General features: G+C 70.5%; 16 protein-coding genes. 10 read left to right on the top strand and 6 right to left on the bottom strand.

What is annotated here, in order from left to right; translation table 11 throughout:
- Window positions 1-14: 14 nt before the first annotated feature.
- Together ACUP6Y_RS21820 and ACUP6Y_RS21815 are read left to right on the top strand one after the other, a co-directional pair.
- The gene (locus tag ACUP6Y_RS21820) at window positions 15-1,235 is read left to right on the top strand and encodes a CoA transferase (RefSeq protein WP_462553065.1); all 1,221 of its coding nucleotides are present in this window, start codon (window positions 15-17) and stop codon (window positions 1,233-1,235) included.
- A gap of 36 nt (window positions 1,236-1,271) precedes the next feature.
- Window positions 1,272-2,117, top strand: coding sequence for an HpcH/HpaI aldolase/citrate lyase family protein (locus ACUP6Y_RS21815; RefSeq protein WP_462553064.1), 846 nt, complete (start codon window positions 1,272-1,274; stop codon window positions 2,115-2,117).
- Between the two features lie 25 nt (window positions 2,118-2,142).
- Here ACUP6Y_RS21815 and ACUP6Y_RS21810 read toward each other — a convergent pair whose 3' ends face one another.
- Together ACUP6Y_RS21810 and ACUP6Y_RS21805 are read right to left on the bottom strand one after the other, a co-directional pair.
- Window positions 2,143-2,997 (bottom strand): SMP-30/gluconolactonase/LRE family protein, encoded by an 855-nt coding sequence (locus tag ACUP6Y_RS21810; protein WP_462553063.1) that lies wholly within the window; start codon window positions 2,995-2,997, stop codon window positions 2,143-2,145.
- Complete coding sequence (locus ACUP6Y_RS21805) at window positions 2,994-3,911, bottom strand: TIGR03619 family F420-dependent LLM class oxidoreductase (RefSeq protein ID WP_462553062.1); 918 nt, start codon at window positions 3,909-3,911, stop codon at window positions 2,994-2,996. The genes ACUP6Y_RS21810 and ACUP6Y_RS21805 overlap by 4 nt, the downstream gene beginning before the upstream one ends.
- A 6-nt stretch (window positions 3,912-3,917) precedes the next feature.
- Between ACUP6Y_RS21805 and ACUP6Y_RS21800 the strand changes: the two genes are divergently transcribed.
- Genes ACUP6Y_RS21800 through ACUP6Y_RS21785 form a run of 4 tightly spaced genes read left to right on the top strand, consistent with a single transcriptional unit; the run spans window position 3,918 to window position 8,952 of the window.
- Complete coding sequence (locus ACUP6Y_RS21800; RefSeq protein ID WP_462553061.1) at window positions 3,918-5,318, top strand: LLM class flavin-dependent oxidoreductase; 1,401 nt, start codon at window positions 3,918-3,920, stop codon at window positions 5,316-5,318.
- 28 nt (window positions 5,319-5,346) lie between these two features.
- Window positions 5,347-6,264, top strand: a complete 918-nt coding sequence (locus ACUP6Y_RS21795) for an SDR family NAD(P)-dependent oxidoreductase (protein WP_462553060.1) — start codon at window positions 5,347-5,349, stop codon at window positions 6,262-6,264.
- A complete protein-coding gene (locus tag ACUP6Y_RS21790) occupies window positions 6,261-7,325 on the top strand; it encodes a hypothetical protein (RefSeq protein ID WP_462553059.1) in 1,065 nt (354 codons plus the stop codon). Before ACUP6Y_RS21795 ends, ACUP6Y_RS21790 begins: the two co-directional genes overlap by 4 nt.
- Window positions 7,326-7,371: 46 nt before the next feature.
- Window positions 7,372-8,952, top strand: coding sequence for a UGSC family (seleno)protein (locus ACUP6Y_RS21785; protein WP_462553058.1), 1,581 nt, complete (start codon window positions 7,372-7,374; stop codon window positions 8,950-8,952).
- 21 nt (window positions 8,953-8,973) lie between these two features.
- Here the strand turns inward: ACUP6Y_RS21785 and ACUP6Y_RS21780 are convergent, their stop codons facing one another.
- From ACUP6Y_RS21780 to ACUP6Y_RS21765, 4 genes are all read right to left on the bottom strand, one after another.
- A complete protein-coding gene (locus ACUP6Y_RS21780; protein WP_462553057.1) occupies window positions 8,974-9,762 on the bottom strand; it encodes a crotonase/enoyl-CoA hydratase family protein in 789 nt (262 codons plus the stop codon).
- Window positions 9,759-11,933 (bottom strand): molybdopterin-containing oxidoreductase family protein, encoded by a 2,175-nt coding sequence (locus tag ACUP6Y_RS21775; protein WP_462553056.1) that lies wholly within the window; start codon window positions 11,931-11,933, stop codon window positions 9,759-9,761. The genes ACUP6Y_RS21780 and ACUP6Y_RS21775 overlap by 4 nt, the downstream gene beginning before the upstream one ends.
- Before the next feature lie 9 nt (window positions 11,934-11,942).
- Window positions 11,943-12,977 (bottom strand): alpha/beta hydrolase, encoded by a 1,035-nt coding sequence (locus ACUP6Y_RS21770; protein ID WP_462553055.1) that lies wholly within the window; start codon window positions 12,975-12,977, stop codon window positions 11,943-11,945.
- An 88-nt stretch (window positions 12,978-13,065) separates the two neighbouring features.
- Window positions 13,066-13,725: a nitroreductase family protein gene (locus ACUP6Y_RS21765; RefSeq protein WP_462553053.1), complete on the bottom strand. Its 660-nt coding sequence runs from the start codon at window positions 13,723-13,725 to the stop codon at window positions 13,066-13,068.
- A gap of 187 nt (window positions 13,726-13,912) precedes the next feature.
- Here ACUP6Y_RS21765 and ACUP6Y_RS21760 point away from each other — a divergent pair, with 187 nt between their 5' ends.
- From ACUP6Y_RS21760 to ACUP6Y_RS21745, 4 genes are read left to right on the top strand one after another with little or no spacing between them, the layout of a single operon-like run.
- Window positions 13,913-15,172, top strand: a complete 1,260-nt coding sequence (locus tag ACUP6Y_RS21760) for an ABC transporter substrate-binding protein (protein WP_462553051.1) — start codon at window positions 13,913-13,915, stop codon at window positions 15,170-15,172.
- A 39-nt stretch (window positions 15,173-15,211) separates the two neighbouring features.
- The gene (locus ACUP6Y_RS21755; RefSeq protein ID WP_462553050.1) at window positions 15,212-18,046 is read left to right on the top strand and encodes an ABC transporter permease subunit; all 2,835 of its coding nucleotides are present in this window, start codon (window positions 15,212-15,214) and stop codon (window positions 18,044-18,046) included.
- Complete coding sequence (locus ACUP6Y_RS21750) at window positions 18,043-18,783, top strand: ABC transporter ATP-binding protein (protein ID WP_462553049.1); 741 nt, start codon at window positions 18,043-18,045, stop codon at window positions 18,781-18,783. The genes ACUP6Y_RS21755 and ACUP6Y_RS21750 overlap by 4 nt, the downstream gene beginning before the upstream one ends.
- A 10-nt stretch (window positions 18,784-18,793) precedes the next feature.
- Window positions 18,794-19,327, top strand: coding sequence for a flavin reductase family protein (locus tag ACUP6Y_RS21745; RefSeq protein WP_462553048.1), 534 nt, complete (start codon window positions 18,794-18,796; stop codon window positions 19,325-19,327).
- Window positions 19,328-19,508 lie beyond the last annotated feature (181 nt).

Raw genomic sequence — 19,508 nt, 5'->3', positions numbered from 1 at the left:
GGATGAGGAGTCGCATGACGCAGTCCAAGGGCCCGCTCTCGGACCTGAGGGTCCTCGAGATCTCCTCGTTCGTGGCCGCGCCGCTCGGCGGGATGACGCTGTCCCAGCTCGGCGCGGACGTGATCCGGATCGACCCGATCGGCGGCGCCGCCGACCGGGCGCGCTGGCCGCTGGCCGCCTCCGGAGCCAGCCTCTACTGGGCCGGTCTGAACAAGGGCAAACGCTCGTTGATGGCGGACTTCCGTGGGACCGAGGGGCGAGGGCTGATCCGTGACCTCGTGGCAGCCTGTCCACCGAGGACCGCTGTCATCCTCACCAACGCGGTCGGACGCGACTGGCTGTCCTACGACGCCCTGCGGGAGGCGGCTCCCGATCTCATCCACGTCCAGGTCGAGGGCCGTAGCGACGGCACTCCTGCCGTGGACTACACCGTGAACGCCGAGGTGGGCTTCCCGTTCGTGACCGGCCCGGCTGGCCACGCCGACCCGGTCAATCACGTGCTCCCTGCCTGGGACATCGCGTGCGGCCTCTACGCCGCGCTCGGCGTCGCTGCGGCTGCGCGCCACCGCGATCGCACCGGGGAGGGCGATCGGATCAGGGTCGCGCTGGCCGATGTCGCCCTGGCCATGGCCGGCAACCTCGGCTTCCTCGCCGAGGCGCAGTTGGGGGGCGAGCGGCAGCGGATCGGCAACTATCTCTACGGCGGATTCGCGCGCGACTTCCTCTGCGCGGACGGGGGCCGGGTGATGGTGGTCGCGTTGAGCGGGCGGCACTGGGCGGACCTGATCCGGCTCACCAACATGGCCCAGCCGGTGGCGGCGCTCGAGCAGTCGCTCCGGGTCGACTTCTCGCGCGAGGAGGACCGCTTCGAGTACCGCGAGGTGCTCGCCGGACTCTTCCAGCGCTGGTTCGCCCACCGTTCGACCGCCGAGGTCAGCACCGGCCTGGCCGGGACGTCACTGGTCTGGGCGCCGTACCGCACCTTCTCGGCTGCCGTCGCGCACCTGCAGACCTCCGCAGGCGCGAACCCGATCGTCACCGAGATCGACCAGCCCGGTGTCGGGCCCTATCTGGTCCCGGGCTCGCCCCTGACCTTCGCCTCGGTCCCTGGCGGCGCCGAGCCGGCTCCCTACCTCGGCCAGGACACGGCGGCCGTCCTCGCCGACGAGCTCGGGCTCGACGCGGAGCGGATCGCGGCCCTGGAGGCAGCCGGTGCCGTGGCATCCTCCCGCTGAGCAGACAACGGCCCGATCCCGCCCAGGAGGACCCTGATGCCGCACCCGACCTCGCGGTGGGCCACCGCGCGCTCGTTCCTGTTCGTTCCGGGCGACCGGCCCGAGCGGTTCGCCCGGGCGCTCGCGAGCGAGGCCGATGTCGTGGTCGTCGACCTCGAGGACGCGGTGGCGCCAGCCGCCAAGGAGGTCGCGCTGGACAACGTCCAGGCCCTCCTGCGCTCCGGCACCGAGGCCGTCGTCCGCGTGAACGACGTTCGCACGCAGCGGGGCCGGGCCGACCTGGCCGGGCTGGCCTCGCTCGGCATCCCCGTCGCCGTGATGGTGGCCAAGGCGGAGGACGCCGACGCCCTGGCCGCGGCGTACGCGAGCCTGCCCGCGGGCAGCGTGCTGCTGCCGCTGGTGGAGACGGCGCGAGGCGTCCTGGATGCGTGCGAGGTGGCGCAGGCAGCCGGGGTGGCCAGGCTGGTGCTCGGCCACCTCGACCTGGCCGCCGAGCTGGGCCTGGACCCGGACGACACGCTGCGGCTGTGGCCGGCGCGGTTCGCGCTGGTCGCTGCCTCAGCCGCGGCGGGGCTGCCCGCGCCGGTGGACGGGGTGACCACCGAGGTGCGCGACGCCGACGTCGTGCGCCGGGAGACGGCAACCTCGCTGGCGGGAGGCTTCACCGCCAAGTTGTGCATCCATCCGGGCCAGGTCACGCACGTGCACGCCGCGCTGGCGCCCGGCCCCGAGGAGGTCGTCGCCGCCGAACGGCTACTCGCCGCAGTCGCCGGTCGGGCCGTCGCCGTCGTCGACGGCCGCATGGTGGACCGCCCGGTGGTGCTGCGGGCCGAGGCGGTCCTGGCGCGCGCACATGGTCGGACCGCCCCGACCGGACCGTAGGTCGGCTCCGTGAGGGGGCGGGTGGTCAGGCGATCTGGTCGAGTCGGACGACGTCGATCACCGAGGTGCAGGTGCGGGCGGTGATCGCGTCGGCCCCGCCCAGGCAGCTGAGGACGAAGAGGGTGCGGCCGTCCCGACCGCCGACGGCGCAGGCGAGGGGCATCCGGTCCCCGAGGTCCACGAGCTCGGCGACCTCGCCGCCCTCCAGGACGCGGCGACAGTCCGAGGTCCACGGCGACGCGCACCACAGGCCGGCGTCCGGAGCCACGCCGATTCCGTCGGCGCTGCCCGGGGCCAGGTCGGCCCACGTACGACGACCGGACAGCGAGCCGTCCTCCGCACGGTCGTAGGCCGTCAGCCGCTGGGCGGGGAACTCGGCCACGACGTAGGTCCGGCCGCCATCGAGGAGCGCGGGCCCGTTCGGTGCGTTGAGGTGCTCGGCCACCACCCGCGCGCTGCCGTCGGTCTCGACCAGGATGATCAGGCCGTCGGCGTCCTCGGGGCGCGGTGCGCCCTTCGGATGGGACCCCATCGAGCCGACGTAGGCGCGGCCGTTCTCGTCGACGAGCATGTCGTTGAGACCACCGTTGGTCACCGCGGACAGGTCCGCGTGGACCACGAGCTCACCGGACGCCTCGCGACGCAGGATCGTGGGCTCGCTGAGGTCGACGATCAGGAGCCGGCCGTCAGGGAGGAAGCCGAGGCCGCTGGGGCGCCGACCGTCGGTCAGTTCGACGACGACCTCGGCGTGACCGGACTCGTCGACGGTCATGACCTTGCCGGCGAAGATGTCGGAGAACCACAGGCGTCCGTCGTGCCAGCGCGGGCTCTCGGCGAAGTGCAGACCCTCCAGCAGGACCTGGGGGACGCCGGCCCTCACAGGCCGGCCATCTTCGAGACCGCCTCGATCGCGCGCAGGGTCTCATCCCGAGTGGGGGGAGGAGCGGACAAGGTGGCGACCCCGACGTCGTACCACTGGTCGAGGGGGATCGGCGTGCCCGGGTGGTTGTAGAGCAGGACCATCAGTCGCTCGGCGCCCGCGGCCTCGTAGGCGTCGCGGATCTCCTCGCTGGGGTCGCGCACGCCCACCGTGATCACCACCTCGGCGGGATCGCGCCCGATCTTCTCGCACTCGGCGTCGATGGAGGCGCGGAACTCGGCAACGCCGTCCGGGGACACCCCGGTGGCCAGCCAGCCGTCGCCGTACCTGGCGATGCGCCGGGCCGCCACCGGTGTGGGCTGCGCGCCGACGATCACGGGCGGACCCGGGCGCTGGACCGGCCGCGGGTCGCAGACCATCTCGGGGAAGGAGACCAGGTCGCCGTCGTACGCCGCGGACTCGTGGGCCCACAGCCGCTTCATCGCCTCGACGGCCTGCAACGAGTAGCCCCACGGCTTGGCCGCGGCCGCAGGGTTGTGCAGCTCGGTGACCTCTCGCAGCCAGCCCGTCCCGAACCCGAACATGAAGCGGCCTCCGCTGAACGCGTCGAGCGTCGAGACCGCCTTTGCGAGCGTCAGCGGCGGATGCTCAGGGACCAGGCAGACACCGGTGGCGACCCGCAGGTCCGTGGTCACCGCGGCGACCATGCTGAGCACGACGAAGGGGTCCGACATCTGGTGGTAGACGTCCGGGATCTCGCCGCCGGTCATGGGGAACGGGATGCTCGGGTGCTCGGGCACCACGGTGTGCTCGGGCGCCCAGTACGACTCGAAGCCGTGGGCCTCGAGCTCGCGACCGAGCGTGGTTGCGTCGATCGTGTGGGTGGTCACCGCGAGGTGTGCGCCGATCTTCATGCCGCGATGCTGGTGGCCGGACCACTGCTCGACAAGGACGCCGTCCTGCAGGGCAGAACGGTCGACGCCGGGCTTTCCGAGCGGTTCTGCGAGCCGGAACGGAGTCGTGGGGCCGGCGCCGTCGGCTGGTGTTCACTGCCAGGACCAGGCGCCTGTCGTGCTCACATGACAGCACCGTGCGCCGTTCCCGACGATGACGATGCCGGAGGTCAGACCGTGAAGGTCGGCGTTCACTTCAACTTTCAGAACTACCACGACTGGGAGCGATTCCTGGCGAAGACGCCGGGCCCGCCGAAGGTCACCGACCAGCAGATCTATGACGAGGAGATCGCACTCGCGGAGCTCGTCGAGCCGCTGGGCTTCGACTCGTACTGGGCGATCGACCACCACTTCACGCCCTATGTCATGACGGGTGGGGCGTTGCAGCACCTCACCTTCATGGCCGGTCGGACCAGCCGGATCGACTTCGGCACCATGATCGTGGTCCTGCCCTGGTACGACCCGATGGTGGTCGCCGACCAGATCTCCGCGCTCGACAACCTGCTCCAGGGCCGTCAACTCACGCTCGGCATGGGCCGGGGTGCGGCGATCCGTGAGTTCGACGCGTTCCGGGTGCCGATGGCCGAGGCCCGCAGCCGGTTCAACGAGACGCTGGAGATCCTGCGCAAGGCGATGTCGTCGGAGTTCTTCTCCCACGAGGGCGAGCACTTCTCGATCCCCGAGACCTCGATCCGGCCGATGTACCGCAACCCGCAGCGCCTGATGGACCGCATGCGCATCGCGTGGACCAGCCCCGAGACGTTGCCCATCGCTGCCAACGCGGGCCTCGGCATGCTCATGACCAACCAGAAGAGCTGGGACGACTATTCGGTCGACGTCGCCGCCTTCAACAGCATTCGCGCCGGCAACGGCCTCGAGCCGACCCAGCCGACCGTCGTGGTCCGCATGGTGTGCACGGACACCGAAGAGGAAGCGTGGGAGGCGATGAAGGTGCACTCCCTCGAGGCCGGCGAGAGCAGCAAGCTGCACTACCAGTTCGACGATCCCGAGCGGTTCAAGAACACCAAGGGCTACGAGCAGTACGCCAAGATGAGCACCGAGATCGTCGATCAGGAGACGCTGGCCGAGAAGTCCGCCCGCCCGCAGGCGTACGGAACGCCGGACCAGGTCTTCGAGAAGCTCAAGGAGATCCAGGCCAAGACCAGCGCCGACGAGTTCGTCCTGAATGTCCGCTTCGGCGCGATGCCGGTCGAGCTGGCCGAGAGGTCGATGCGCCTGTTCGCCAAGGAGGTGCTGCCGCGCCTGCACGAGCTGGACACCCCGCTCGCCGACGACATGCGAGGAGCGGCCAGCGGTGAAGGCCATGTGACCTTCAGCGACGCCGGCCCCACTCGCCTCGGGCACTGACCTCGGCGCGAGAGAACGGACGACTTCGGTGAGCAACGACTACTTCAACAAGCTCTATGCCCGCGCGGTGGAGGCAGGAGACAGCCTGGACCTGCTCTGGGACGAGCAGCGGATGCCGTTCGACTCGATCGAGAGCCGGGTCACCGACCTGCTCGACATGACAGGGCGCAAGGTCGTCATCACGGGAGGTGGGGGCGCCGGGCTGGGCCAGGCCTGCGCCCACCGCTTCGCCGGGCTCGGTGCCGATGTCGCCCTGGTCGACATCAAGGTCAAGGAGTCGGGTGACACCGGCAGCATGGCGCAGTACACCGGCCCCGATCCGCACGGTGTGGCCGAGCGGGTGTCGCAGAAGTGGGGTACGCGCGCGTTCGGTGTGTACGGGAACGCCATCAACTACGACGACATCCAGCGGTGGATGGCGGAGTGCAACGACCTCCTCGGGGGCATCGACGTGCTCGTCAACAGCGCGGTCGACGTCGCAGTGGTCGACTTCAGCGCCGCCACCCGCGAGGACATGGATCGCTCGCTGCACGGCACCATCGCCGGACCGATGTACGCCAGCCGCGCGGCGCTGGACTACATGATCCCGCAGGGCCGGGGCCACATCATCAACATCGGCAGCGGTTCGGCGAACATGCCGACCGCGCCGAGGAACCTGTTGTACGGCACGGGAAAGAGCTGGCTCGCGTCGTTCACCAAGTTCCTGGCCGCTGAGGCGATCCAGCACGGGGTGCGCGCCAACGGCGTCAACCCGGGGTCGATGGTGCGGACCAAGGCCAAGATCCCCACCTTCAACGACATGTGGTTCTACTCGATGATCCGCAACCAGCTCGGTCGCTACCTGCTGCACGAGGAGACCGCCAACGTCGTCGCGTTCCTCGCCTCCGACGCGGCCAGCGCCATCGTCGGGGAGGTCATCGGGACCGACGGCGGCGCCTCGCTGTGAGCGTCGCGACGGTCTCCGGCCCGTCCGAAGCCGCGCTCGGCACTCTCTTCGCCGAGCGCGGTTGGACCGACGGTCTGCCCGTGACGGTGCCGACGTCCGAGCGAGTCGAGGCGTTTCTCGCCGCGGCCGGACGTCGGCCGGACGAGGTGCTGCTCAGCGTCGAGGAGAACCGCCGTGACGTCGACGTCCGGCTCGCGGCGGTCAACGCGGTGCTGGCAGGCTGCGCGCCTGCCCACTTCCCGGTCGTCGTCGCGGCCATCGAAGGCTGGGCCGACCGTCGTTGGGGCGCCGGGGACCGCACGTTCTTCTACATGTCCAACGCCAGCACGGGCGGCGGCGCGCAGCTGACGATCGTCAACGGACCCATCCGCGGCGAGCTGGACATGAACAGTGGCACCAACCTCTACGCACCGGCTTCGCACGCGAATGTGGCCATCGGCCGCGCGCTGCGGCTGGTCCTGCGCAACGTCCTCGGCTTCACGCCGTCCTCGCTCGACCAGGCGACGCAGGGTCACCCCGGAAAGCTCGGATTCTGCGTCGCGGAGAACGAGGAGCAGTCCCCGTGGGAGCCGTTCCACGTCGGGCGCGGGTTCGACGCCGACGCCAGCACGGTCATGGTGATGAGCGGGCGCAGCCCCGAGCCGATCGAGAACCGCAGCTGTGCGAGCGCGGAGGGGGTCCTGCTGACCATCGCCGACACCCTCTCGCGCCTGGGCGCCCTGATCCCGGGGGGCCCGGTGGTGGTGATGATGGGGCCCGAGCACGCCGATCTCATCGGCTCCAAGCACGGGTGGACCAAGGCCGACGCGACGCAGTTCCTGTACGAGAACTTCCGGCGTCCGATGTCCGACCTCGACCGGGTCGGGCTCAGGGCCAAGCCGGATCCCTCGCGGGACCGGACCGTGGACGGGGTCGCCTACCGGTACGGCGCCCGTGAGCCGGGTGACATCGCGCTGATCGTGGGCGGCGGTCGCAATGCGGGCATCTCGTCGGTCATCACCAGCTGGTGCTACAACACGCCACCGGGTCAGTTCATCCTTCGTCCGGTGCAGACGGCATGAGCCTGGCTACCTGCACCCACCCCAGCAAGAACAGGAGGCTGGTGTCATGACCATCGAGGCCTTGGTCCCCGTCCCGGACGACACGGTCGAGGAGGTCGGCACGGCCGCCCGCCCGGTCTCCACCAGCACGCTGGTCGTCGGTCTGCTCGCGAACACCAAGCGCAACGCACCGGAGCTGCTCGAGGCGGTGGCGGCGTTGCTGAGGACCGAACTCCCCCACGTCGAGTTGGTGGGCCCCGTGATCACCGAGGGCGTGATGCTTCCCTCCGCGGCCCAGCTCGACGACCTGGTGGAGCGTTGTGACCTGGTGCTCACCGGGCTCGGAGACTGCGGATCGTGCTCGGCCACCACGATGCACGTGGCGACGGATCTCGAGTCGCGGGGAGTGCCCACGGCCGCGATCTGCACCGAGCCGTTCCTCGCCTCGGCATCTGCAATGGCTGCTCGACGCGGGTTCCCGGGCTACGCCTTCGCCCGCGTCGCGCATCCGGTCTCGAGCCTCGACCAGGCGGAGATCGAGGAGCGCGCCCGCGAGGCGTTCCCGCAGGTGATGCGGATCCTCGGCCTCCTCGGCGAGGACCCCGCCGCTGCACCGGTCGCCGAGACGTCGCAGGCTGCCTCTCCGGTCCGGGTCGAGGTGGACGAGACGCGCGCGGTCCCCGACGTCCCGGAGCAGAGGGGACTGGCCCCTGCCGTGGAGCAGGAGGACGACGGTACCTACGACGTGGCGGTCGTCGGTGGCGGACTGGCGGCGCTGTCCTCGGCACTGTTCTCCTCGACCCTGGGGCTGCGCACGGTCGTGGTCACCGAGATCGTCCTGGGTGGCGAGCTGATCAACCTCGAGGAGGTCGTGCACTTCCCCGGGATCACCGACCCCGTCTCCGGCAGCGAGCTGGCGAGCCGGGTCGAGGGCCAGGCCCTTCAGGCGGGCGCCCACTTCCTGTACGACGACGTCAGCGAGATCCGCGTCGAGCCCGACGGCTTCGTCGTGCGCGGCTTCGAGAACGAGGTCCGGGCCCGGACGGTCATCGCGGCCATGGGCGCCCGTCGCCAGCGGCTGGGGCTCGACGGCGAGGCCGAGCTCGAGGCACGTGGAGTCTCCTACTGCGGAACCTGCGACGGGCCCTTCTTCAAGGGGCGCTCGGTGGCGGTCGTCGGCGACGGCGACTGGGCCGGACGAGAGTCGCTCGTCCTCGCCCGCTACGCCTCCGACGTCACCCTGGTCACCGGGCTCGCGGAGCCGGGCCTGTCCGCGGCCACCCGGAGCGCTGTCGCGCTCAGCGACCGGATCCGGGTGCTGCCGCGCGCCGAGGTGATCTCGCTGGCATCCGACGACGGAGTCCTGGGGTCCGTGCAGGTCCGGGGTCTCGATTCCGGTGACGTCGCCGACCTCGACCTGGCGGGACTGTTCGTCAACACGGGTATGGCCCCGGCGTCCTCGGTGCTGCACGGCCTGGTCGACCTGGTCGCCGACGGCAGGGTCCGGGTGGACGCCGGCATGCGCACCTCGAGGCCCGGGGTGTTCGCCGTCGGCGAGCTGCGCAGCGACTTCCCCGGGTACGCCGTGGCCGCAGCCGGCGACGGCGCTGCCGCAGCGGCCTCGGCGCGCTCCCACCTGGCGAGGTAGGGCGGCAGGATCCGTCGGAGGTCAGCGGCCCTGCCATCGAGGGGGCCGCTTCTCCCGGAAGGCGGCGATCCCCTCGGCCGCGTCGCGCGAGGCGAGCATCTCGGCCTGGAGATCGGCCTGCAGGGCGAGCAGCTCCGAGGAGGCAGGGTCGGCGGTGGGATCGACCGCACCTGCGACGAGGCGCTTGCTGGCCTGGACGGCGAGAGGGGCGTTGGCGGCGATCCTGGCGGCCAGGGCGAGCGCCGCATCGAGGGCTGCACCCGGCTCGACCAGGTCGGTGACGAGGTGGAGAGCGTGGGCATCCACGGCGCTCAGGCGCTCACCGGTGAGCGCGAGCCGCATCGCGACCGAGTGTGGGACCCGGGTGGGGAGGCGCAGGAGTCCGCCCGCCGAGGCGATGAGTCCGCGGGTGACCTCCGGCAGCCCGAACTGGGCCGAGCGCGAGGCGACCAGCAGGTCGCAGGCCAGCGCCATCTCGAACCCACCGCCGAGGGCGTAGCCCTCCACGGCGGCGATCAGCGGCTTGCGCGGCGCACGTGCGGTGAGACCTCCGAAGCCCCGGCCCGGCACCAACGGCGACTCGCCGGCCGCGACGGCGCGCAGGTCGGCCCCGGCCGAGAACGAAGTGCTCCCGCCCTGCAGGACGCCGACGCGCCAGGCGCCGTCCGCGTCGAGCGTCGTGAACGCCTCGGCCAGCATGGCCGCGGTACGACCATCGACGGCGTTGCGGACCTCGGGCCGGTTCATGGTGATGACCAGGACTCCGTCGCGGCCCTCGATCAGCACCGGGGCATCACCGGACGTGCTCATGACGCCCCGCCGTACGCGGCGACCCGCACCGGGACGTTGCTCATCCGGGGCTGACCGGAATACCGGTCGAACGCCACGTCGTCTGCGATCAGTCGCCCCACGCTGGTTCCCCAGCGCCGGACGTCGTCGTCCTCGCCCGGCAGGTCCCCGAAGGAGTGGGTGCACGAGACCGTGCCCGGTCGCAGGGTGGGGTCCGCCGCGGCGACCGCGACGACGCCGCCGCGGGGGGAGTGGATCTCCACCAGGGCGCCGTCCTCGATGCCCAGGGCCGCGAGGTCGTCCGGGTGCAGGCTGGCCGGGTTGTAGGCGGGTCTGCCGGGTGGGGAGACCAGCGTGGGAGAGTTCATGACGTACGGGAGCCGCCGGGCCAGCAGCCGAAAGGGGAACCCGTCGTCCGCCGGCTCCTCGGGCTCCGCCAGCACCGTGGCGAGGTTCGCCAGCATCGTGGCGCTGCTGATGTCGAGGCGGCCGGTCCACCCCTCCTCCCGAGGAGCGACCACGACCGCGGGCTCCGAGAAGACGGCCCCCTGAGGGTGTCGGCGCACCTCGTCCAGCGTGATGCGCGACCCGGCGTGGACCAGCTCCATCAACGCGTCGAGGTCACCCGGGCCCTCCATGTCCAGGCCGGTCGGCTCCGAGTCATCGGGCACGAGCCCGTCGAAGGCGAGCGAGAGGCCGAGTCGCTGGGCCAGGAGGTAGAGGAAGCGCCACTGCTCGATGACGTCGGACCCGGGCGGTGGCTCGACCACGGCCTCTGTGTACTGCCCGAACGGGGCCGGCAGCCCTGCCCCGACGGTGTACTCGGCCATCCGCTGCATGAACGCGTTGGTGCCGGGCATCTCGTAGGGGAGCTGCGCGGCAATCACGTAGTCGGCGAGCCGGGCGGTCGCGGACAGCTGGACGTCCACCTGGACCAGGAGGTCGAGGGAGCGCAACGCGTCCACCACCTTCAACTGGTCGGGGATGCACTTGGCCGGGTTGGCGCCGGTGCTGATCATGGCCCGCACCTGACCCTCGCCGGGCGTGAGGATCTCGTCGGCGAGCGCGCCGGTGGGCATGCCGGCGTGGGACTGCGCCAGACCACGCACGCGGAGCTGCTCGGCGCCCTCCACCACCGGAGCCGGCGGACGGGCCTGGGCCCGGGGCGCCGCGACGGCGCTGGTCAGCACACTCGGGCTCGGCAGCACCTCGCCGGCGCGGGTCCAGTGACCGCGCAGCGAGGTGAGGCACAGGACGAGGTACTCGACGAGGACGCCGTTGCCCGACATGTTGGCGCCGGTGCCGGTGGCGCCGTACCCGCGCGGCGCGTGGCCGATCAGTCGCGCCGCACGGAGGAGCTCGTCGGCATCGATCCCTGCGCGACTGGCCACGACGTCGGTGGTGAACGGCGCGACGGCGGCCCGCAGTCGCTCGAGTCCCTCCACGTGCTCGTCGACGAACGTGTGGTCGACGAGCCCCTCGTCCAGGAGGATCCGGATCATCCCGGCCAGGACGGTGGCGTCCTCGCCGGGCCGCACCGGCAGGTGGACGGTGGCGCGACGGGCGGTCTCGGTCCGGCGCGGGTCGATGACGATGAGGTGGCCGCCGCGCTCCTCGAGCTTGCGCAGCTGGGACATGGGGTAGCCGGCAGGCCCGGTGAGGCTGACGAGGGGGTTGCTGCCGACGACGAGCGCGACCTCCGGGTCGCTGAACGCCTGGCTGGGTGCCATCCACACACCGTGATGCCCGCGTGCGATGGGCTTGCCGGGCTGGTCGATCGTGCTCGTCGTGAACAGCATGGGCGTCTGGACGGCCCGGACGAACGCAGTGACCATGCTCAGGTTGATCGGGTTCTCGAACGGGACGTAGGTGCCCGCGAAGAGGGCGAATGCGCGCGGGCCGTGCCGGTCGAGGACGACCCGCAGCCGCTCGGCGATCTCATCGACGGCGTCGAGCGTCGCGATCTCGACCAGCCGTCCGTCCGGCGTTCGCTTCAGGGAGCGGGTGATGCGTTCGGGGTGGGAGTAGAGCGCCGGGTGGGAGCGGCCCTTGATGCAGGTGTAGCCGCGGTAGATGTCATTGCCGACCGCACCGGTGATCTTCTGCGGGACGCCGTCGACGAGGTGGACGTCGACCGGGCAGAAGTTGTGGCACACCCGGCAGAACGAGGGCTTGATCTCGGTGGCGACCATGGGCTCGGCCTAGGGGGCGAGCAGGTTTGCCCGCAGGTGGGCGTCGATGAGCCGCTCGGTCTCCGGTCCGTTCTCGGGAAGGAGCGCGCCATGGGTCTGGGGGAGGCGCCGCATGGTCACCGTCACGCCGTCCTCCACGAGACGCTCGGCGAAGGCGAGTCCTTCGTCGCGCAGCACGTCGTAGTCCCCCAGCACGACCAACGTCGGCGGCAGCTCACGAAGGGTGGTGGCGTGCATGGGCGAGGCGTAGGGGTCATAGGCGTCCAGCGGCGAGTCGAGATACATCTCCCACATCTGGAGCGCGTGTTCGCGCGTCATGGTGTAGCCCTCCGCGAACGTGCGGAGCGAGGCCGTCGAGCACCCGCTGTCGGTGACCGGGATGTTGAGGACCAGGGCCGACAGGGCAGGCCCTCCCCGGTCACGGCTCATCAGGGCCACCGCCGAGGCGAGTGCGCCACCGGCGCTGCCGCCACCGACCGCGAGGCGGCTCACGTCGACGCCGAGCTCGACGGCGTGCGCGCTCACCCACTCGAGCGCGGCGTGGCAGTCGTTCGGAGGGATCGGGAACCGGTGGGTCCCGGCCATCCGGTAGTCGACGTCCACGACGACCACGCCGAGCGCGAGTGCGCGGGCGCCGTGCAGGGGGGCGCTGAGTCGCAGCAGGTCCAGGCTGCCGCCGGTCCAGAAGCCACCGCCGTGGAAGTGCAGGTAGGCGGGCGCGTCCGTGATGCCCTCCGGTCGATACACGATCGCGTCGATGGCGCCGTCGGAGCAGGGGACGCAGCCGGACCACCCGCAGCTGCCGGTGACGGGAATGCGGACCAGGCTGACCTCGACACCGTCGGGCGCCGGCGCCGGGCCGCCGCTCATCTCGACCGTCATCGCCTGCTGGCGTTCGCGTTCGGCGGTGAACGAGGCGAACCACGCGTCCCGCTCGACCGGGTCCGCGGGCGGCTGTCGCTCCGCGGGGGCGGGGTTCGCCTCGACGAAGGGCCTGATCTGCTCGATGATCTCGCGAAGCCGCGGGTCGCTCACCAACTCCATGGACGCACCGTAGGCCACCTTGAGGCGTTCGTCTATATCAGATCTCATATGTCACCCGAGCGAGATGAGGAGCCGCCAGAGGCCGTGACTAGCTCCGGTCGGCCCACGGCGTGCCGAAACGTCCTCGGTGCATCGTCGGCGCCACCGGGTTCCGGGTGAGGGGGCCGTACCTCCCGAGCGGGTAGCCGACAGGGATCGTGGCGCCGATCTCGAAGTTCTCCGGGATCTCGAACCGCGCGCGAACGGCGGCCTCGTTCTCCAGGTGGTTGGTGGTCATCGCCGCGCCGAGTCCCAGGCCCCGGGCGGCCAGCAGGAGGTTCTGCGTGGCGGCGTAGATGGAGGACCACGCGAAGCGGACGTCGGGCGCCTCGGGGCTGGGGAACGCGTTCTCGATCAGCGGAAGGATGAGGACCGGGAGCTGGTCGAAGCCGAAGATGAAGTCGCGGTAGTGCCGCTGTGCCCGTGCCCCTGGTGAGGAGTCCTCTGCCGGCAGCTCGGGGTAGCGGTCGCCGACGGCCTCGACCAACATGTCGCGGAACCACCGGCGGTCGTCGCTGTCGGTGATCACCAGGAAGCGCCACAACTGCCGGTTGCCGGCGCTGGGGGCCCGGGTCGCGAAGTGCACCAGCTTCTCCACGAGCTCATCGGGGACCGGGTCCGGCCTCAGGCGCCGGATGGACCGGCAGGTCTCCATCGCCTCGAACACGTCGAGGTTCGAAGGGGCGCTGAGTTCGGTCTGCTCGCTCATGCGTCGGGTCCTGTCGTGCGTCGGTCGTCGGGCTGCGCGCGTTACGGCTCCGTCAAATCTGTCGGAGGATGCTATTGCGGAGTACGATATCTCATGTACCGTACGGTGCTCAGTGAAACTGTGACGTGAATCGCACGCACAGTCCTGGGCACGGCGCTGGGCGCCTGCCGGACCGAAAGGTGACGCAGTGAGGACATCGAAGTTCGCGGTGGGGGTCTCCCTCGCCGCCCTGCTCGCTGTTGGCTCCGCCTGTGGGAGCGACAACGCCAAGACCGACAACGGGTCCGACGCCGAAGCCATCGCGGCTCTTCCGTCGGGGACCCCTGCAGGTGACACGGATCCCGTCACGGTGGGCTTCCACAACCTCGAGAAGGGAGCGATCTCGCTGCCGGACGTCCGGATCGGCTTCGAGGCGGGTCTCGCCTACGTGAACGAGAAGCTCGGCGGCGTCAACGGCCGCCCGCTCGAGAGCATCGACTGCAAGACCGACGGGACGCCCGAGGCGTCGGTGAACTGCGCCAACCAGTTCGTCGAGGAGGGCGCGGTCCTCAGCGTCCAGGGTGCCGACTTCGGTGCCGACGCGATGCTGCCGGTGCTCCAGTCCGCGGGCCTTGCCGAGCTCGGCAGCTTCCCCCTCACCCCGGGCATGAACTCCGCCGTCGGTGACGCGTTCTTCTTCCAGGGGTCGGCGGAGGAGGGCTACGCGGCGACGCTGGTCCAGCTGCAGAACCTGGACGCCGACAAGGTCGCCTTCGTCATGGTCGACGCCCCGACCAGCCACCAGACCTACGACGACATCATCGAACCCGCCGCCGAGACCCTCGGGATGGAGACCAAGGTCTTCTACGTCCCGGCGCAGTCGGACTGGCAGGTCCAGGCCGCGACCGTGCTGGCCTGGGATCCTGACGGCATCGCCACGTACGTCGCGGCTGACGCCCTGGCGGCCGTTCCCGCCTTCCGCTCCTCCGGCTTCAGCGGCTACATCACCGCCGGCTCGAACATCGAGATCGTTCCGCAGCTGGACAGCTCGGTCCTCGAGAAGACGCTGTTCAGCGCGTCGTACTACCTGCCCGAGTTCGCGGACATCCCGGATGAGGTGCAGCCCGACATCGACGCGTTCAACGCGTACGCGACCGGTGACATGGACGAGACCAGCAGCATCACGCAGCGCCAGACCGGCTTCTACACCGCGCTGATCACGGCCCAGGTGCTCTCGGGCATCGGTGCCGACGGCACCGAGCTGACGGCGGAGTCCGTCCTCAAGGGTCTGGCCACCTCCACCGGCGAGCGCCAGCCGTTCCGTACCAACGGCTGGGACTGCGCCAACCCGTCGTGGCCCAACACGACCGCGTGTGGCACGGGCAACGTCTACGCCGAGCCCGGCGACGACAAGGTCCTCGCACCGCTGCCCGACCAGCCGGTCGACATCTCCGCTGTCCTTCCGTGACGGGACATCCCGAGCTCAACCACTTCTGAGAGGCCCACAGTGGACCAGATCCTCTTGTTCCTCGTGCTCGGCCTGGGGGTCGGGGCGGTCTATGCCGCCCTGACCCTCGGGGTCATCCTGACCTACCAGGGCACGGGCATGATCAACTTCGCCGCGGCCGCCATGGCCGCCGTGCCCATGTACGTCTACGAAGAGCTGAGACAGGAGAGACTGACACTCCCGGTCCCCTGGGTGCCGTCGTACGACGTCGGTGCGGTGCCCATCTGGTTGGCAGTGGCGATCGCCGTGGCCGTCGCAGGCCTGCTCGGCGCCATCACCGAGCTCGCTGTCTCGCGGCCGATGCGCAAGGCGCCGCCGCTGGCCCGGGTGGTGGCGGCCGTCGGCATCCTGCTCACGCTCCAGGCCGCTGTCGGTCTGAAGTACGACACGGACCCCCGCCTGCGCACCGTGACGCTCCCTCAGGGAACAGTCGAGTTCGCCGGGGTCACCCTCGCGGTGGACCGCCTCTGGCTCATCGGCATCACCCTGGTGCTGTCGATCGCGCTGGCGGTGTGGTTCAAGAAGTCCCGGATGGGACTGGCCATCCAGGCTTCCGCCGAGGACGAGCGGGCCGCCGGGTTCGCCCGTCTGTCGCCGTCGGTCACCGGCCTGATCACGTGGACCTTGGCATCGATGTTCACCGGTCTCATCCTCGTGCTGGCCGGTCCGGCGACGGGGACCCTGTCTCCGCAGACGATGCCGCTGCTGGTCGTCCCCGCCCTCGCGGGGGCCCTCCTGGCCCGGATGAGCTCGCTGTCGATCGGTCTGCTCGCCGCGATGGTCCTCGGTGTGGTCCAGTCCGAGCTGCTCTACGTCTCCAACAACATGGACTGGTGGCCCGCGTGGGCCAAGCAGGGACTCACCAACGTGGTGCCGTTCGTCGTCATCGTGGTCACGCTCTTCGTGCTCGGACGGTCGATCCCGACGCGTGGGGACGACGTGCGCACGCCCCTTCCGGTGGTGCGTCTGCCGGAGAACAGGCCGAGCACCATCATCATCTGGTCCGTGGCCGGTCTGATCGGGCTGATGGTCACCTCCGGGACCTACCGGTTCGGCGTGATCACCAGCCTCTCGGTCTCGCTGATCGCTCTGTCGCTGGTGCTGCTGACCGGCATGCTCGGCCAGATCTCGCTGGCCCAGGCTGCGTTCGCCGGTGTCGCCGGCATCGCGCTGTCCAAGATGGGTGACGCGGTCCCTTTCCCGTTGTCGCTCCTTCTCGCCGCCGCCATCGCGGCCGTGGCGGGTGTCCTGGTCGGCATCCCCGCGTTGCGCATCCGTGGTGCGCAGCTGGCAGTCGTCACCCTTGCCGCCGCATTGACGCTCCAGGACTTCGTCATCAACAACGCTCAGCTCGTGGAGGCGACCGGGAACTTCATTCCTGATCCCGTCCTCTTCGGCTGGGATCTCTCGGTCCGCGGTGCCGACAGCATCGCCCGACTGCCCTTCGGGATCATGGTGCTGGCGATCGTCGTGGTGGCCTTCGTCTGCGTCGCCAACCTGATGCGCGGTGGCACGGGACGCACGATGCTGGCGATCCGCTCCAACGAGAGGGCCGCGGCCGCGATCGGCGTCAACGTCCAGCGGGTCAAGCTCACCGTCTTCGCAGCCTCGTCCTTCCTGGCGGGACTGGCCGGATCGTTGATCGGCTACAGCCGGGGCCAGCTCTCGGCGGACTCGTTCGGCGTGTTCATCGGCCTGTCGTTCCTGGCCGTCGCCTACCTTGCCGGGATCACCAGCCTGGGTGGTGCGGTCGTGGCCGGACTCGGGACCAGTCTCGGCATCTTCTACGTGTTCACCGACCAGAACCTCAATCTCGGCAGCTACTACCTGTTGATCATGGGTCTGTCCTTGATCCTCACGGTGCTGTTCGCCCCGGCCGGTGTCGCCGGCAACACGCGTCGGGACATCGAGTGGGTGCGTGCCCGCATCGCGCCGCGCAAGACCCCGCTCGCCGGACCGGCACATCCGTACGTCGATGTGGAACTGCCGGACACGGGCCCGCGCGTGGTGGGCGAGGTGGTGCTGCGCACCACCGGAACCACGGTGCGTTACGGCGGGGTCGTGGCGGTCTCGGATGTCAGCATCGACGTCCGTGCGGGCGAGATCGTCGGCCTGATCGGGCCGAACGGTGCAGGCAAGACCAGCTTCGTCGATGCCCTGACCGGCTTCACCCGCAGCACCGGCGAGGTGACCCTCGGCGGTGAGCGACTGGACGGGCGCGCGCCGTACGACCGCGCTCGGCGCGGGTTGGTGCGCACCTGGCAGGCCGGTGAGCTGTTCGAGGACCTGAGCGTGGGGGACAACGTCCGAGTCGCCCACGAGACCGGCAACGAGGCATGGGCGATGGCGCGCGACACCGTGCGACCCATCGCCCCGCCTGCGGACCAGGTACAGCGTGCGCTGAGCCTGATGTCACTCACCGATGTCGCCGGCCGCAAGCCGTCAGAGCTCCCCCTGGGGCGCCAGAAGACGGTCGGCATGGCCCGGGCGCTCGCGATGGACCCCAAGGTCCTGCTGCTGGACGAGCCCGCGGCGGGCCTCGACAGCGACGAGAGCATCGCCTTCGGCGAGCAGCTGCGGTCGATCGCGGCCACTGGCGTGGCCTGCCTGCTCATCGACCACGACATGCACCTGGTGATGAGCGTCTGCGATCGCGTGTACGTCATCGAGTTCGGCAAGCAGATCGCCGAGGGCAGACCGGACGAGGTGCGGGCCGACCCGCGGGTGCTGGAGTCCTACCTCGGCAGTCAGTCCTTCGAGACCGAGGAGGTCGGCATCGACCTCGACGACGATCGCGGATTCGACCGCGGCAGCGAGAAGGAGGTGGTCTCGTGAGCACCCTCATCGAGACCCGGGGCCTCACCTGCGGCTACGGCAAGCTGGCAGTGGTGCGTGACCTGGACCTGACCGTCTCGGCCGGCGAGGTCGTGTGCCTGCTCGGATCCAACGGCGCCGGGAAGTCCACCAGCCTGCTGACGATCGCCGGGGCGCTGCCGAAGCTCGGCGGTGAGGTCTTCGTCGACGGGAGTCCGGCCCCGGCGGCCGCTCACGTCGTCGCACGCCGTGGGCTGGCCGTCGTACCGGAGGGCCGCGGGCTGTTCTACCGCCTGACCGTGGCCGAGAACCTGCGACTGCGCCGACACCGTCGTTCGCGAGTCACGATCGACGACGTGCTCGGGCACTTCCCGGTCCTCGCGGACCTGATGGGTCGCCGCGCAGTCCTCCTCTCCGGGGGCGAGCAGCAGATGCTCGCCCTCGCGGGGGCGCTGCTCGCGGACCCGAAGGTCATCCTCCTCGACGAGATGAGCCTGGGCCTGGCCCCGATCATCGTCGAGCGCCTGCTCCCGATCGTGCGCAACATCGCCGACGAGCGAGGCATGGGGGTCCTGCTCGTCGAGCAGCACATCCTGGCCGCCCTCAGCGTGGCCGACCGTGGCTACGTGATGGCGCACGGTCGAGTGGTCGCCGAAGGGACCGCGGAGGAGCTGCGACGCGACGCCGAGCTGCTGGAGGCCAGCTACCTGGGTGAGAAGACGAGCATCGACGCGGCCGTCGCCGAGGGACTGGTGTGAGGTGGCCGTGATGACGACAGACACGCCGTACGTCAACGATCCCGAGCCGACCCCGGAGGTCCTGCGTCGGATCTTCGGGACGTTCCCGTCCGGCGTCGTGGCCCTTGCGGGCACGACGCCGGACGGGGAGACCGTCGGGATGGCCATCAGTGCCTTCATCCCGGTGTCCCTCGACCCGCCGTTGATCGGCGTCGCGGTCCAGAACAGCTCGCGCACCTGGGCGGTGCTGCGCGAGCTTCCGTCGCTCGGGGTCAGCGTGCTGGCCGCGAACCAACACCTGGAGGCTCGTCAGCTCGCGGCGCGCGAGGGAGACCGGTTCACCGACATCGACCTCGGGAACCTCACCGAGGGCGGCGCGGTCTTCCTGGCCAAGTCGGTGTCCCGATTCGACTGCGTCCAGGAGAGCGAGATGCCGGCAGGGGACCACAGCATGGTCCTGTTGCGGATCCGGGCGGTCAGCCTGTCCCACGACGTCGCACCACTGGTCTTCCACGAGAGCGCGTTCGTCACGCTGAGCCCCCTCGGCGAGGCCGACATCACCTGAGTCCGGCCTTCGCCCCGAACACCCGTTCAGCCGGTCGGAACCGCGTGGTGGCGAGACCACCCCGTCCGGTGGAGGGTGACGGTCCGACCTCAGTGAGGAGCACGTCATTTCCGAGAGCACCGCACCCGACCGCGCGCGGGTCGTCACCGCGGACCCCGAGCCGGCCCGCTCGCGGGAAGCG

The sequence above is a fragment of the Nocardioides sp. S5-5 genome (assembly GCF_054954065.1).
The sequence above is the reverse complement of the archived record's forward strand: the minus strand, read 5'-3'. Positions and strand labels throughout refer to the sequence as shown.

Coding starts and splice junctions, on each gene's coding strand:
- ACUP6Y_RS21820 (WP_462553065.1), top strand. CDS start 15: ATGACGCAGTCCAAGGGCCCGCTCTCGGACCTGAGGGTCCTCGAGATC.
- ACUP6Y_RS21815 (WP_462553064.1), top strand. CDS start 1,272: ATGCCGCACCCGACCTCGCGGTGGGCCACCGCGCGCTCGTTCCTGTTC.
- ACUP6Y_RS21805 (WP_462553062.1), bottom strand. CDS start 3,911: ATGAAGATCGGCGCACACCTCGCGGTGACCACCCACACGATCGACGCA.
- ACUP6Y_RS21800 (WP_462553061.1), top strand. CDS start 3,918: ATGCTGGTGGCCGGACCACTGCTCGACAAGGACGCCGTCCTGCAGGGC.
- ACUP6Y_RS21785 (WP_462553058.1), top strand. CDS start 7,372: ATGACCATCGAGGCCTTGGTCCCCGTCCCGGACGACACGGTCGAGGAG.
- ACUP6Y_RS21780 (WP_462553057.1), bottom strand. CDS start 9,762: ATGAGCACGTCCGGTGATGCCCCGGTGCTGATCGAGGGCCGCGACGGA.
- ACUP6Y_RS21775 (WP_462553056.1), bottom strand. CDS start 11,933: ATGGTCGCCACCGAGATCAAGCCCTCGTTCTGCCGGGTGTGCCACAAC.
- ACUP6Y_RS21770 (WP_462553055.1), bottom strand. CDS start 12,977: ATGGAGTTGGTGAGCGACCCGCGGCTTCGCGAGATCATCGAGCAGATC.
- ACUP6Y_RS21765 (WP_462553053.1), bottom strand. CDS start 13,725: ATGAGCGAGCAGACCGAACTCAGCGCCCCTTCGAACCTCGACGTGTTC.
- ACUP6Y_RS21745 (WP_462553048.1), top strand. CDS start 18,794: ATGACGACAGACACGCCGTACGTCAACGATCCCGAGCCGACCCCGGAG.